This window comes from Salinibacillus kushneri (genome assembly GCF_900111405.1).
Taxonomy (GTDB): domain Bacteria; phylum Bacillota; class Bacilli; order Bacillales; family Alkalibacillaceae; genus Salinibacillus; species Salinibacillus kushneri.
Genome location: NZ_FOHJ01000001.1, coordinates 142,900 through 157,865, shown reverse-complemented (window position 1 = coordinate 157,865; position 14,966 = coordinate 142,900). Strand labels below are relative to the sequence as shown.

Genomic DNA, 14,966 nt, shown 5'->3' with positions numbered 1-14,966 from the left:
GGACGGAATGATGCTAAAAAGAGACAGAATTACTCTTCCAACAGACCGAATTCTTTATTAAAAAAACAGAATTCAAAGTAAATTGTTTTTAGTTCATAATAAAAAACCACTCCGTGACCTTGAAAAAGGCTTTAGAATGGTTTTTCATCCCCTCATTTTCCGATATCCTCTATAACTCCCCGGCCGGCTTTCCTTCCCGAAAATAAACATCCACCTAAAAAGGTTCCCTCTAATGAACGATAGCCGTGGACACCACCGCCGCCAAACCCAGACACTTCCCCTGCTGCGTAAAGTCCAGTAATTGGTTCGCCATCATCATTTAGTACTCTACCTGATAAATCGGTTTGAAGCCCACCAAGGGTTTTACGACTTAAAATGTTTAAACGAACAGCAATAAGCGGCCCATTTTTCGGTTCTAAAATTTTATGGGGCTTCGCTACGCGAATTCTCCGGTCCCCGCGATATTTACGAGCTCCACGTAAGGCGGTAACTTGTAGGTCTTTTGAAAAGGGATTGTCAATAGCTCGGTCTCGTGCTTCAATTTGTCGCTTTATGTGAGCGTAATCCAGTACATGTTCTCCTGTTAAATGATTCATTCCGTTTACAAGTTCCTCCAAATCCTTTGCTACAATAAAATCCTCACCCTTATCCATAAATGCCTGGACAGGATCAGAAGGACCAGGAAGAACTCTGGAGAGCACTTTACGAATACTTTTGCCGGTTAAATCAGGATTCTGTTCAGACCCCGATAAGGCGAATTCACGCTCAATAATTTTTTGTGTCAAAATAAACCATGAATAATCATAGCCTGTAGATAGAATGGCTTGCAAAGTACTAAGTGTATCAAATCCAGGTAAATTTGGAACTTGAAGTCGATGCCCAAGTGCGTCTAGCCAGATAGAGGACGGCCCCGGTAGAATTCGGATGCCGTGCTGAGGCCATATGGGATTCCAATTCTTAATCCCTTCCGTATAATGCCACATGCGGTCGCGATTAACCATTCGAGCTCCAACTTTTTCTGCGATGGAAAGCATTCGACCATTCACATGAGCGGGAACACCTGCAATCATATTTTGGGGTGGATTACCAAGTCGCGAAGGCCAATTTTTGCGAATTAAGTCAAAATTAGCTCCGATACCTCCACTTGAAACGATTACTGCTTCACTTTGAAATGCAAATTCCCCAACAGCCGTACGAGAGCTCTTTTCGCCACGTGCTGCCTTGCTTTCCTCTAGTATGGAACCTTTTACACCTACTATGGCACCGTTTTTTGTGATAAGTTCATCTACCTGATGCCGGGGACGATAATCTGCTAAATCCTTTTTAATCGCTTCACGCAATTTGCGTTCAAAAGGTTCTACAATCCCTGGACCTGTGCCCCAGGTAATATGAAAACGTGGAACGGAATTCCCGTGCCCTTCCGCTAAATAACCGCCACGCTCAGCCCAGCCTACTACAGGAAAGAAGCGGACGCCTAAGGACCTTAACCACTTCCGCTTCTCACCAGCGGCAAAATCAATATAGGCCTCAGCCCATTTCCTTCCCCAATAATCTTCATCGTCTTCACGATCAAAATCGGCTGTTCCTAACCAGTCCTGCCAGGCTAAATCCTTTGAATCTTTAATCCCCATACGACGCTGCTCTGGAGAATCGATAAAGAACAAGCCGCCAAAAGACCACCAGGCTTGACCACCCAGGGATGCTTCAGGCTCCTGATCGAGAAGCAAAACGCGTTTGTCGGCATCGGTTAACTCCGCCGTAGCAACTAACCCGGCTAGTCCAGCACCCACAACGATTGCATCATAGTTCATTTTATTTTGCCTCCTAAAAGAACGAGTTATTTTTCTAATGTATATTTTTGTGTTTATGTCTTTATTCGACCTGTAAGCGTTTTTACCTGCAATATGCAAATGATTGTTCGAAATGTTCTATTAATTAAAGGAGAATAGACATCTGCAAAGAAGTTATATAGGGAGAACATTTTATAAAACTATTTTAGTCATTTTTTAGCATTTAGAAAGGAGCAGGAAAATGAAAAACGAACAAATTTTATTAAAATCCCGTCCCAATGGAACCCCAACGGAAGAAAATTTTGAGTTTAAGGAGGTGAACGTCCCTGATTTAAAAGAAGGAGAAACACTTGTGAAAACGCTTTATATATCTGTGGATCCATATATGAGAGGGAGAATGAGCACGGCAAAATCATACGTTGAACCATTTGAAGTCAATGAGGTGATTTCAGGGGGAGTTGTAGGAGAAGTCATTGAGTCGAAAAGTGACAAACTAAAGAATGGAGATAAGGTTACGGGAATGCTTGGGTGGCAGAGATATAACGCTGTAGATTCATCAAAGGTTCGAAAGGTGAATGAAAATCTTGCTCCTCTATCAGCTTATTTGGGTGTACTTGGTACTACAGGTTTAACTGCCTATTTTGGACTGTTGGATATCGGACAGCCAAAAGAAGGAGAGACTGTTGTCATATCAGGTGCTGCAGGTGCTGTTGGAATGATAGTTGGTCAAATCGCCAAATTAAAGGGAGCCCGTGTTATAGGAATTGCCGGTTCTGATAAGAAAACAGCATATCTGGAGAAAGAGCTTGGTTTTGATGCAACCATAAACTATAAAACGACAGAGAATCTATTTAAATCGATTAAACAGGCTTGTCCAGAGGGAGTAGATGTATATTTTGATAATGTCGGTGGAGCGGTATCCGATGCTGTTACGAGTCTATTAAATGATTATGCGAGAGTTCCGGTATGTGGTGCGATATCTTCATACAATATTACAAGTCTTCGAGAGGATATGGGGCCACGTATTCAACCCAAGCTTATTAAAACCCGGGCATTGATGAAAGGATTTATTGTAAGTGACTATGCACCCCATTTTAAAGAAGCCGCACAAGATCTTGGTAAATGGCTATCAGAGGGAAAGTTAAAGTACGAAGAAACGATTGTGGAAGGGTTCAAAAACGTCCCACAGGCTTTTATTGGCTTATTTAAAGGTGAAAATTTAGGCAAACAAATGGTGAAGGTCACTCATGAAGAATAAAACCTTTTTCATTAAATAAAATGGTAAAAAAAGGAGGAGAGGAAAATGACGGTGGTACCAAGTATTCAGGCCTTCTTGGATCAATTGAAGTCCTTACCTAAAATGGATATGGACCAGATTACCCCAGAGCAGTACCGCGCAAAGGAAAAAGAGATGCTGGCCATAGACCAAGGGGGAGAAAGTGTGAAAAAGGTGGAAAATCGAGTTTTACATCTTGAGGGAAGGGACATTCCGGTACGGGTATATATTCCAAATGAAGGGGAGGATCCGTACCCTTGCCTTGTCTACTATCATGGAGGGGGCTGGGTAATAGGAGATTTAGATAGTCACGATTCGATTTGTCGTTTATTAGCAAATCGGGCTAAGTGTGTGGTGGTTTCGGTTCACTACCGACGAGCTCCTGAACATAAATTTCCGGCTGCAGTGGATGATGCCTATGATTCTTTAGTTGAAGTGGTCAATAATGGATCAGAGTTAAATATAGATGTGAATCGAATTGCAGTTGGAGGAGATAGTGCCGGTGGGAATCTGGCCACAGTAACCTGTATGAAGGCTTATGAACAGGGAACACCTAACATCATTCATCAATTTCTTCTGTATCCTTCTATAGGATTTAAAGGAGATACTCCACCTCCATCCTTAGTCGAAAATGCTGATGGATATTTTCTCACCTTGGAAATGATGCAGTGGTTCAGTAAGCAATATTTTAATGATCCAGAAGAACGCAATCAGCCATATGCATCCCCTATTTTCTTTGAAAAATTAGGGAAACTGCCACCAGCTACCCTACTAACTGCTCAGTATGACCCGTTACGAGATGAAGGTAAAGCATTCGCTGATGAGTTAAAGGCTAATGGGGTTGATGTATTCTATAAAAATTATGAAGGACTCATTCATGGCTTTGGGAATTTTATCGGATTTTCCCCTGAATCAGAGCAGGCCTTAAGAGAAGGCGCGGAGCAGTTGAAAAAGGTCTTTATACCTAAAAACGAACCCCAGAGATAGGGGTTCGTTTTTTGTCATCATTTTACAAAACATAAAAATAGACGGATAAGAAATGGGCCAGACTGCCGAGTAAAATAAAGATATGAAAAATCTCATGAAAGCCCATATGTTTAAACTCTAAGAACTTAGGCTTTGTCCCATAAATCACTCCGCCAATGGTATATAGAATTCCACCTACCATTAATAGAGTCATTCCCCCTGTGCCAATTACATTGGATAGTGGGGAGAAAAAGAAAATGACCATCCAGCCCATAGCAATATAAATAGATGTAGACAACCATCTTGGGCTATGAAAGAAAATCAGCTTATAGGCAACACCAAAAACGGCGAGACTTTGAATAATAATAAACAATATCCATCCCATCGTACCTTCTAAACTAATCAGACAAAATGGAGTATATGTTCCTGCTATTAAAACGAAAATCATAGAATGATCAATTCGTCTTAAAAACGCGATGACGTGTTTTTTCGCCACAACCATATGATAAGTAGCTGAAGCAGAATATAAGAGAATCATACTGACTCCGAAAATAATGACAGCCATAATATCAACAGCGGAAAATGAATTTATAGCTGCTTTAATGACTAATGCAAGTAAACCGACAAATGAAAAAATGGCTCCAAATAAATGGGTAAATCCATTTACTGGCTCACGAATATAGGCACCCAAAAAATCCCTCCGAAACAATAAGTAGTTTTGATTACTACATATAATAATATACCTATAACAAGATATAGTCAACCTTTACTATGTAAAAGTATTCCCTTATAATAGAGGGACAAAATGACATGATAATGAGGGAATTGACGTGGAAGATATTGAGAAGTTAATTGATGAATTGCAATTATATAATCATTTAACCCCTGAAGATATACCTGATTTAGATTTATATATGGATCAAGTCATTCAATTATTTGAAAAGAAGTATCAGGATACAAAGAGAAATGATGATGAAAAAGTGTTGACGAAAACGATGATCAATAATTATGCGAAAGGGAAATTGTTTTTCCCCATAACGAATAAAAAATATTCGCAGGCCCATGTACTCTTAATCAGTTTAATTTATCAGTTAAAGGGAGCACTGTCTATAAGCGACATCAAAACGGTATTAGATAAGCTTAATCAGAAAGTGGTAGATGATGGCTTTGACTTGGACAGCTTTTACCGGAGTTACATTCATCTATCCGAGCAGAATGCTGATACCTTTTTAAATCATACCAAAAGTAGTGCAAAGGCTGTTGAGGATATTACGAATAACTTGGATGAGGAAGATTTGGCTTACCTTGAAAAGGTTTTGCTAATCACATCATTTGTGAATATGAGTAACTTTTACCGGCGGGCAGCTGAAAAATTAGTGGACGAGATAGCTGAGAAAAAGAATAATAAATAGATATATATGGGTGAGGGAACGAGATGAAGAAGAAATTAATTATTATCTTTAGTATTTTATTAGGACTTATTGTAATTGGATCAGGATTTGCAGTCAATTATTTTTATGGGGAGGCGGTAAAACGAGGAAAGGAAGTAGAGCTGTATCGTGGTGCAGAGCCTGCTTCGGCAAATGTTGAAGCGGAAAATAATATCCTTCAGGAAGCGAAACAATGGTATCAGCAGCAAACCTTTGAAACGATTACACATAATTCTTATGATGATTTACGTTTAAAAGCTGATTTCCTGGAAAATGAGCAATCAACCGGAAAGGCAGTTATATTGGCGCACGGCTATCGAGGTCATAAGGAACAAATGGATGATTATGTAAAATTTTATTATGATCAAGGTTTTGATATTCTCATGCCTGATGCACGAGGTCACGGCGAGAGTGAAGGAGATTATATTGGATACGGGTGGCATGATCGTAAGGACTATTTAGGCTGGATTGATATTTTAATAGAACAAAAAGATGCCGAGCAAATCTTTTTGCATGGGAATTCCATGGGTGCAGCTACGGTTTTAATGACGAGTGGAGAAGAGTTACCACAGGAAGTGAAAGGAATTATTGCCGATAGTGGATATACCTCAGTCAAGGAAGAATTAACTCATCAGTTAAAATATTTGTACGGTGTTCCTTCTTTTCCTTTATTGGATATGACCAGTATGTTAACCAAAATACGTGCAGGTTATACATTTGAAGAGGGTTCAGCGATTGAACAAGTGAAGAAAAATACAAAGCCTTTATTCATCATTCATGGTGCTATAGATGAACTTGTCCCTACAGATATGGCTCATGATTTATATGAAGCAGCAGGAGGAGAGAAAGAGATATGGATTGTACCTGATGCAGGCCACACAAAAGCATTTACTGTTGCGCCTAAAAAATTCCAACAAAAAGTAAAAACGTTTATAGAAGAACATCTGGCTGAATAAATTAAAGCCAACCATTTTTCGATATCAAAAGTGGTTGGCTTTTTCACGTTTACCTGTTCATCCTTCATTGATTGAGGTATACCCTATTTCCTATTGCAATCCATAATGGAAACGCATACAATTAAATTGCGGCGCAAATTACTGATTGTGTATATTTTTTTATTTACAATTTACAGAATATTCACTATTTTAATGGACTGGAGGACTGATAAATATGATGAACACCCCTTTGACCTTAGTTCAAAAAATTGAGCGAGCAGAAAAGTATTTTAGTAAAAAACAGGTTATTTCCAGAACAGGCTCTAAAATCCATCGACTTACTTATAAAGATGTTGGAAAGAGAGCACGTGCTTTATCAAGTGCATTAGAAAAGCTGGGAATCCAGAAGGGCGATCGCGTGGCCACACTGGCATGGAATCACCACCGTCACTTAAAGGCTTATTTTGCCGTTCCTTGCATGGGAGCCGTTCTGCATATGGCAAATTTCCGACTATCCCAGGAACATTTAAGCTATATTTTGAATCACGCAGAAGATAAAGTACTTTTAATTGATGACGATATTGTTCCGGTAGTTGAAAAAATCCAGGATAAACTGGAAACTGTAAAGGCTTATGTCATTTTGACAGATGAAGAAACTTTACCTTCAACAACCCTATCTCCTGTTTATTCCTATGAAGATCTTGTTGCTGAGGGTGATTCACAATACGATTACAATACGTATTTATTAGATGAAAATGCCCCCGCAGCTATTTGCTACACTTCTGCTACAACCGGAAAACCAAAAGGTGTGGAATATACTCATCGTGGCCTTGTTCTTCACAGTATGGCATTAGGTTTAAGTGATACATTAGGATTATCAGAATCTGATGTACTCATGCCAGTTGTACCGATGTTCCATGTGAATGCTTGGGGACTTCCTTTTGCTTCCACATGGTTTGGAACTACACAGGTACTACCTGGCCCAATGTTTACACCAAAACGGCTAGCGGAATTTATTGAAGAAGAACGAGTAACATTAACGGCTGGTGTTCCAACGGTGTGGTTAGGGCTGTTAAACGAATTAGAACAGAAAGATTATGATATGAGCAGTTTGCGAGCTGTAGTATGTGGGGGATCGGCAGCCCCGCGTGGTATCATACGTGCATTTGAATCTAAGCACGGGATACCATTCCTCCATGCATACGGTCTAACGGAAACCACTCCTGTTGTGACAACAGCAACATTAAAAAGCTATCAGCAGGATTTACCTGAAGAAGAGAAGCTGGATGTTCGCTCCAAGCAAGGGATAATTGTACCAGGACTTGAAGCAAAAGTAGTGAATGACCGTGGTGAAGTGAAAGCGGATGGAAAAGAAATGGGGGAATTGCTTGTTAGAGGCCCATGGATTGCAGATGAATACTACAATGATGAAAGAACCAAGGATGCTTTCCAGGATGGCTGGCTCCATACAGGAGATATAGCTACTATAGATGAAGAGGGTAACATTAAATTAGTTGATCGTACGAAGGATTTAATCAAGAGTGGGGGAGAATGGATATCTTCCGTTGATATAGAAAATGTACTTATGGCTCATGAAAGTGTGTTCGAGGCCGCAGTTGTTGCAGTGCCACATCCGAAATGGATGGAAAGACCTGTTGCATGTGTAGTTTTAAAAGACGGTTATAAAGGCCAAGTGAGTAAAGAAGATCTGTTAGATTATATGCGGCCTCAGTTTGCTAAATGGTGGCTTCCTGATGACGTTATCTTTATGGATGAATTACCGAAGACATCTGTAGGTAAGTTCCTGAAGCGGTCGCTTCGTGATGAATTAAAGGACCACCTAATGGAAAATGCCTGAGCAAATAACATGAAAAATGAATAAATATATGGTAAACAAAAAGTATGTGGTTACTCATCACATACTTTTCTTTTTTGGGCTGATTGATAAACGGAGAGGATAAACAGAATGAAAGATATATCGGAATTGGTAGAGGCTGTGAAATTTTATAAAACCAAGATTCGTTCCTATCCTGATGACCTCATCTTTGTTGGGAAAGGAAGAAGTGCTGTCGTATTTCGAATTGCTCATACACAATGGGCGGTGAAAATTTTTTATCCAGCCTATGAATATTTAGCGCAACAGGAGGTTAGCATTTATAACGAATTAGACAACTCCCGATTTTTTCCTGAAATTTATGAAGAAGGCGCTAATTATTTTGTTTTGACATTTTTGTCGGGTGTCACATTTTACGACTGTCTCCGAAAGGGTATTGAAATTACTCCGGAAATGGTGAAACAGGTTGACGAAGCGTTGGAGTACACCAAAATGAAAGGGTTAAATCCCACTGACACCCATTTGAAAAATATTATACTTACCAATGATGGAAGCATTAAATTAATCGATGTTGCCCGCTTTAAACAGGAAAAAGAATGTAATCAATGGGAGGATTTAAAAGCATCCTATAAAAAATTTTATCAATTAAGATACTTCCCCAAAAAATTCCCCAAAATCATACTGGAAATGATTATACGTCTGTATCGCTATAATCTTCTTCCTCAATCATTGTTTTAATTTATATCAAGATTCAAGGACACATAGTAAAGGAATTATACGTGAAAATTACGTTTTTCTTTATTTTTATTCAAAAGAAAGACTATAATATAAACATACGACATAGTAGGAGGACTTAACATGGAAGTGAAAATGAACCGGCTAGCAGGTAAAGAAGTAAAACGTATGTTAGCGACGAAAGAAGCAGAAGGTAAAATGATTAGGGTTAGTGTTTCCCATGTACATGGTGATCATGCCCATTATGATATAGGTATAGATACCCCTAAAGAAGATGATGAAATTGTAAAAACAGATAAGGATGTAGAAATCCTATTAAGTAAGCAGGAAGAAGAATGGCTGGACGGAATCTGGATTCAATTTTTCCAGGTACCAGAAGAGGAGTTTGTTATTACAAATCCGAAAAAAGGTCATCACCACCATTAATTCATGATAAAATAGTGAAAATCGCAAAACATAATAAAGGGAATATGTTATATTCCCTTGAAAGGTCATGCTCGAATCTAAAATAGAGGAGAGATTGTAATGGCCAGAAATAACAACATTCTTGTACCAGGATCCCGTCAAGGATTAGACCATCTTAAAGCAAATGTCGCTCATACCAATGATCCCAATGATGCAAAGTATGAAATAGCAGAAGAACAGGGGATTCCGCTAAATCAGGGTGATAACGGTAATATAAAGGCGAAAGATGCTGGTAAGATTGGTGGAAAGATAGGCGGGAATATGGTACGGGATATGATTAAAATGGCTGAAGAGCAATATAGCAAGAGGAAATAAACAGAGGGAGCTATCATTAGTTTTGATAGCTCCCTAATGATTTTGATATTTATCTTGCAGTTTATAAATCTTATCCATTAATTCCTCTCCAATACGTTCTTCCGTTTCTTTATACACTGGTTTAAAAGCCTGCTTCCATTCAGCTCTTTGAATAGGTGAGAGCGTCTGAATCGTCATTTGATTTAACCTTCTTAGATTTCGCATGTGCTGATCATTGATTTCAATCGAATGTCTTCGGACCCATTCTGTTGTCTCTGAAAGAGCCTGGTTGATCGCATCTAGAATTTCTGGAGATAGACCATCCCAAAAATCTTCATTCACAATGACGACATAACCTAAGTAGCCGTGATTACTTAGCGTTAAATAATCTTGAACTTCATAAAACTTTTTTGTGTAAATATTTGATATGGTGTTTTCCTGACCATTGATAAATTCAACTTCTAAATTCTCGTAGGTTTTGTTAAAAGGAAGAGTACTCGTACTTGCGTGGACGGCTTGAAATTGTGATTCTAAAACGGGACTGGGCATTGTTCGAAAATGTAATCGATAAAAGTCCTCCGGTGTACCTAAAGGGAGTTTGTTATTGGTGATTTGTTTATATCCATTGTGCCAAAAGGTTAATCCCTTAACATGTTCCTTTTCTAGATCCTCCAGTAAAGCCTGACCAATTTCCCCTTTATAAGCTTCATCTACAGCCTCATGGTTAGGGAAGGCATAAGGTAAGTCTAATACCTGAAAGCTGGGAATGTGTTGGGCAACCTTTGATGTAGTAGGAGCAATCATTTCCACTTTCCCTTCTTTTAAAGCCTGCCATTGATTCTGATCATGATATAAAATGCTATTTGGGTAAACTTCTACACTCACCTTTCCATTTGTTCGCTCATGGACAAGGTCAGCAAAGCGACGGGCAGCTCTTCCTTTAGGAGAGTTTTCCGCAGCAACATGACTAAAACGAATGACGATTTTGCTATTTAATGTTTGTTGTTCATCATCATATTCATAGCTGGAAGCTAATTCTCTTAAATCTAAGCTGAAAAAGATAATGGTCCCAAGTCCGGCCAATAAAAAGAGTAGGGTAGAACTCCAGGCCTTCATAAATCCCTCCTATTAAAAGCGTTTTCATTTCGTTGTGAGTCTCGCTAAGGTAACTCTATTCTAGCATATTATCAGAATAATGGTAAAATAGGGTTAATTCAGAAAGAGGGGACGGTCTGCATGTCCTTAAAACGAATGCCCATTCGCTGGAAAATCACAATTCTCTCGTTTGGGGTTGTGCTTTTCTCTGTACTTATTGGTGGAATGATCTTAATTGGAGAGGCTATCCAGGCCAAAGAGGAAGAATTAGGTGAACGTGGTTTAACGATTGGAAGAACGGTTGGAAATCTGCCAGAAGTTCAGGAAAATCTTACAACATCCGAGGGCTGGAAATCTATTAATCCGATAGTAGAACGTATTCGAACTATTAATAACGCCAGCTATATTGTGGTTTTGAATATGAATCGTATTCGCTTTTCACATCCAAATGATACGCAGTTAGGTACGATATCTTCCGGAAAGGACGAGGGACCAGCCTTTGCTGAGCATAGTTATGTTTCCAAAGCAGAAGGTGAAGTTGGGAAGGCTATTCGTTCATTTGTTCCAATTATGAATAAGCAGCATGAGCAAATCGGTGTTGTTATTACAGGAAATATGATGCCTTCTGTTTGGGAATTGCTGCTTCGTTTAAAAAATGAAATTCTTACAATCATCATCATTATATCTGCTTTTGGCATGGTTGGTTCATGGCTATTAGCCAGACATATAAAAGAACAAACCTATCATTTAGAGCCTTATGAGATTGTTCAATTACTGGTTGAACGTACTGCCGCATTCCAGGCTATGAATGAAGGGATTATTGCCATTGATCAATTCCGGGAAATTATCATATTTAATGCTAAAGCCAAGGAGATTTTAGATGTTCATGATAATCCTGAAGGCAGGAATGTGGAGAAAGTGATTGATGAAAAGCCATTTGTTCGATTTATAAAAGAGAATGGGGAAAGGTATCGGGAAGAAATTCGCTTTCGTGACAAACTCATGATGTGCAGTCGGGTTCCTATTCGAATTAACAACCAAGTAGCAGGGGCCGTTGTTGTTTTCCAGGATCGGACGGATCTTACAAAAATGGCTGAGGAACTTACTGGCGTTCGTTCATTTGTGGACGCTTTACGTGTTCAAAGACATGAGTATCTAAATCAATTGCATACCATTGCTGGTTTAATTCAGTTAGGACAAACGGAACGAGCTTTGAATGAAGTGTTGAATATAACAGATAAACAACAGGAGCTAACTCAATTTTTGGGTAGTCGTATCAAAGATTACAGTATTGCAGGACTCTTAATTGGCAAAGTCGGACGGGGAAAGGAACTAAATATCTCGGTGACTATTAGTAAGGAAAGTCAATTGAATGAATATCCCCCATTAGTAGATCAACATGATTTCGTCTTAATCCTCGGCAATTTAATTGAAAATGCCTTTACGGCCCTGCAAAAATTGAATCAGCCTGAAAAATGGATTCATATCCTTATTTATCAGGATCATCGTTACTGTCAAATTCATGTAGAAGACAATGGAATTGGGATACCAAAACGCGATGAAAAAAGGATTTTTGAAAAAGGATTTACAACAAAAGAGGAAGAGGAAGCAGGCTATGGGTTATATCTAGTAAAAAATGCAGTAGAAAAAGGCTTAGGTGATATTCAGTTAATCTCCAATAGAGGAGAAGGGACAAGCTTTGTCATCAGATTCCCGATGGAAGTGAAAAAGGAGGCTGTATATGATGAAAGAACAGGTGAAAGTTTTTATTATTGAAGACGACCCAATGGTATTAGAAGTAAATAAACAATTTGTTGAAAAGGTGGACGGTTTCCAGGTGATTGGTGATGCAAGGGATGGAAGAGAGGCCGTGGATAAGGTCGTTAAAACACATCCTGATTTGATTCTATTAGATATTTTTATGCCTGTAAAAGACGGAGTTGAAGTCATTCAGCAATTGAGAGCCCAGCAGGTTCAGGCAGATATTATTGTAATAACAGCAGCCAATGATAAAGAAACACTTCGAACCATGCTTCATAATGGGGTTGTTGATTATATTATCAAACCTTTTAAATTTGAACGCCTTCAAAAGGCTCTCCAAAATTATCGGACCTATGTTCGGAAACTATCTAGTAAACAGGCATTGAATCAACAGCAAATTGACAGCTTTTCACCTTTACTATTATCTACTGATCGAAAGCACTGCAAAAACCAAGCTCATCTATTATCTATCGATGAATTACCGAAAGGACTAAATGAACAGACCCTTAAACAAATTATTTCGTTCTTACAAAAGCAATCCACTTCCATTTCTGCTGAAGAAGCTGCTGATGGGATTGGAATAGCCCGAGTTACTGCCAGAAGATATTTAGATTTTTTACAACGGACAGGAAAAGTGGAGATTGACTTACGTTATGGGGAAGTAGGACGCCCAGTTAATCGTTATTTTTTAGTAGGCGATGAAAGATAAAACACGGTAGCAGGGGCCGCTATTGACCAAAATGAACAAAATGTTCAATATGTACGAAATATTTCCAAACTACTTTGTAAGCGTTAACATTATAAAGAGAATTGCTGTTATTTTCTAAAAATTAAAAGGGGGGGAATCCTCATGCGTAAGCGATTATTATTTGTACTTCTCTTTGCATTATCTTTGATATTAGCAGCGTGTGGAGGAGGCAGTGAGACTAGTTCTGATGGATCTGATAGTGGTTCAGATGGAGATTCTGGTAGCTCAGATAGTCAATCCATAGTACTTGGAACGGGGGGAACATCTGGTACCTACTATCCAATTGGCGGGGCGTTAAAGCCTATATTTGAAGAAAGTGAATTCGTAGGGAATGTAACTGTTGAATCAACAGGTGCTTCGGTTGCCAATATTCAAAACATACAAGATGGTCTCAACCAAATGGCTATCGTCATGAGCGATGTTGCCTATGACGCTATTGAAGGTACTGGGCAATTTGAGGGAAATCAGGTAGATGTGCAGGCTGTGGCCGGTATGTATCAAAATGTAGTTCAGGTAGTAGCTATGGCTGATAGCGGAATTGAGTCGATTGAAGATCTGGAAGGAAAGCGTGTCGGTGTTGGAAAAGTCGGTTCCGGTGTCGAACAAAGTGCTCAAAAAGTCTTAGAAGCCATAGACCTGACCTATGATGATTTAGATAAAGTTACACACACTGGATACGCCGATAGTGTTCAGGAAATGAAAAACGGTAACTTAGATGCTGCCTTCTTCACTTCCGGTGTTCCAAACAGTAATATTACGGATATTATGCAACAGCATGACGTGAATTTTGTAGAAATTAAAGGAGATGTCGCAGATCGATTAATGGAAACTTATCCGTTTTATAAGCCATTTACGATTGAAGCTGGTAATGAAGCACAATATAATTTAGAGAGTGAAGTTCAGACAGTCGGAATTCAAAACATGATTATTGTATCCCCTGATTTAAGTGAGGATATGGTTTATGACATCACCAAACGTTATTATGAATATCTCGGTACAGATGAAGTTGCAGTATCAGCGTTGACACAATTGCCGCGTGAAGAAAGTGCTAAAGATCTGATTGCTCCTTTACATCCAGGAGCAAAGAAATTTTATGAAGAAAATGGATTGCTAGAGTAAGAGAGGAAAGGGTATCGAACATTCGATACCCTTTACATTCAGATGAAGAAGAAATTCATAGCAGGAGCAGGTGTTACGATTTTGATAGGGGTTCTTTTCATATTTCCCGTTCAGGTTTTTACTGTTTCAAGGGAAGGGACTGTCATTGATGCTTTTATATACCGTGATCAAATAAATTTTTCTGTCCAGTGGAAGCATTCTGTTGAAAAGGAAATATGGGAGGAGTTCTTTTCTATTGAAGGAAATGATATCACAATGAATTCTACTCGTTTTAAAACCTTTGGTGCGGGTGTACCAAGCTCTGCAGGGACAGACACTTATGTAAAAGATGGATGGGTATATATGGTCGGAATTAACCGGGAAATTGGTGAAGAACTGGCAATTCGAACAGGAAAGGATACCAATTATCAAATGAAGTATCATAATGACCGTCTGAAGTTAGATGCTCAAACATCCTATCATATCCAAACAGACAAAGTCAGTTTTAGTAAAGCAATTTTTCTTATGATGAGATAATG

General features: G+C 38.9%; 15 protein-coding genes. 12 read left to right on the top strand and 3 right to left on the bottom strand.

Annotated features, from left to right (window positions below; genetic code table 11):
• Window positions 1-152: 152 nt before the first annotated feature.
• Complete coding sequence (locus tag BMX63_RS00760; protein WP_093130987.1) at window positions 153-1,811, bottom strand: FAD-binding dehydrogenase; 1,659 nt, start codon at window positions 1,809-1,811, stop codon at window positions 153-155.
• 220 nt (window positions 1,812-2,031) lie between these two features.
• Between BMX63_RS00760 and BMX63_RS00755 the strand changes: the two genes are divergently transcribed.
• Together BMX63_RS00755 and BMX63_RS00750 are read left to right on the top strand one after the other, a co-directional pair.
• Window positions 2,032-3,048: an NADP-dependent oxidoreductase gene (locus BMX63_RS00755; protein ID WP_093130985.1), complete on the top strand. Its 1,017-nt coding sequence runs from the start codon at window positions 2,032-2,034 to the stop codon at window positions 3,046-3,048.
• Window positions 3,049-3,093: 45 nt separating this feature from the next.
• Window positions 3,094-4,053: an alpha/beta hydrolase gene (locus tag BMX63_RS00750; protein ID WP_093130983.1), complete on the top strand. Its 960-nt coding sequence runs from the start codon at window positions 3,094-3,096 to the stop codon at window positions 4,051-4,053.
• Between the two features lie 22 nt (window positions 4,054-4,075).
• Here BMX63_RS00750 and trhA read toward each other — a convergent pair whose 3' ends face one another.
• The gene (trhA, locus tag BMX63_RS00745) at window positions 4,076-4,723 is read right to left on the bottom strand and encodes a PAQR family membrane homeostasis protein TrhA (protein ID WP_093130981.1); all 648 of its coding nucleotides are present in this window, start codon (window positions 4,721-4,723) and stop codon (window positions 4,076-4,078) included.
• Between the two features lie 139 nt (window positions 4,724-4,862).
• Here trhA and BMX63_RS00740 point away from each other — a divergent pair, with 139 nt between their 5' ends.
• From BMX63_RS00740 to BMX63_RS00715, 6 genes are all read left to right on the top strand, one after another.
• Entirely contained in the window at window positions 4,863-5,444 is a 582-nt protein-coding gene (locus BMX63_RS00740; protein WP_093130979.1) for a DUF1836 domain-containing protein, read from the top strand.
• 23 nt (window positions 5,445-5,467) lie between these two features.
• Window positions 5,468-6,418: an alpha/beta hydrolase gene (locus BMX63_RS00735; protein ID WP_093130976.1), complete on the top strand. Its 951-nt coding sequence runs from the start codon at window positions 5,468-5,470 to the stop codon at window positions 6,416-6,418.
• 214 nt (window positions 6,419-6,632) lie between these two features.
• Window positions 6,633-8,255 carry a long-chain fatty acid--CoA ligase gene (locus BMX63_RS00730; protein ID WP_093130973.1) on the top strand — a complete coding sequence of 541 codons (1,623 nt, stop codon included), beginning with the start codon at window positions 6,633-6,635 and terminating at the stop codon, window positions 8,253-8,255.
• Window positions 8,256-8,363: 108 nt separating this feature from the next.
• Window positions 8,364-8,969 (top strand): serine/threonine protein kinase, encoded by a 606-nt coding sequence (locus BMX63_RS00725; RefSeq protein WP_093130971.1) that lies wholly within the window; start codon window positions 8,364-8,366, stop codon window positions 8,967-8,969.
• A 120-nt stretch (window positions 8,970-9,089) separates the two neighbouring features.
• The gene (locus BMX63_RS00720) at window positions 9,090-9,392 is read left to right on the top strand and encodes a heme biosynthesis protein HemY (protein WP_093130968.1); all 303 of its coding nucleotides are present in this window, start codon (window positions 9,090-9,092) and stop codon (window positions 9,390-9,392) included.
• 99 nt (window positions 9,393-9,491) lie between these two features.
• Entirely contained in the window at window positions 9,492-9,746 is a 255-nt protein-coding gene (locus BMX63_RS00715; RefSeq protein ID WP_093130966.1) for an alpha/beta-type small acid-soluble spore protein, read from the top strand.
• A 33-nt stretch (window positions 9,747-9,779) separates the two neighbouring features.
• Here the strand turns inward: BMX63_RS00715 and BMX63_RS00710 are convergent, their stop codons facing one another.
• Entirely contained in the window at window positions 9,780-10,841 is a 1,062-nt protein-coding gene (locus BMX63_RS00710) for a DctP family TRAP transporter solute-binding subunit (RefSeq protein WP_093130963.1), read from the bottom strand.
• A 120-nt stretch (window positions 10,842-10,961) separates the two neighbouring features.
• Between BMX63_RS00710 and BMX63_RS00705 the strand changes: the two genes are divergently transcribed.
• The 4 genes from BMX63_RS00705 (at window position 10,962) to BMX63_RS00690 (ending at window position 14,964) form a co-directional block, all read left to right on the top strand.
• Window positions 10,962-12,596: an ATP-binding protein gene (locus BMX63_RS00705; protein WP_093130961.1), complete on the top strand. Its 1,635-nt coding sequence runs from the start codon at window positions 10,962-10,964 to the stop codon at window positions 12,594-12,596.
• Window positions 12,562-13,290: a response regulator gene (locus tag BMX63_RS00700; RefSeq protein WP_093130959.1), complete on the top strand. Its 729-nt coding sequence runs from the start codon at window positions 12,562-12,564 to the stop codon at window positions 13,288-13,290. The genes BMX63_RS00705 and BMX63_RS00700 overlap by 35 nt, the downstream gene beginning before the upstream one ends.
• 141 nt (window positions 13,291-13,431) lie before the next feature.
• On the top strand, window positions 13,432-14,448 hold the full coding sequence (locus BMX63_RS00695; RefSeq protein ID WP_093130957.1) for a TAXI family TRAP transporter solute-binding subunit: 1,017 nt from the start codon (window positions 13,432-13,434) through the stop codon (window positions 14,446-14,448).
• 42 nt (window positions 14,449-14,490) lie between these two features.
• Window positions 14,491-14,964 (top strand): DUF1850 domain-containing protein, encoded by a 474-nt coding sequence (locus BMX63_RS00690; protein ID WP_093130955.1) that lies wholly within the window; start codon window positions 14,491-14,493, stop codon window positions 14,962-14,964.
• Window positions 14,965-14,966: the final 2 nt, after the last annotated feature.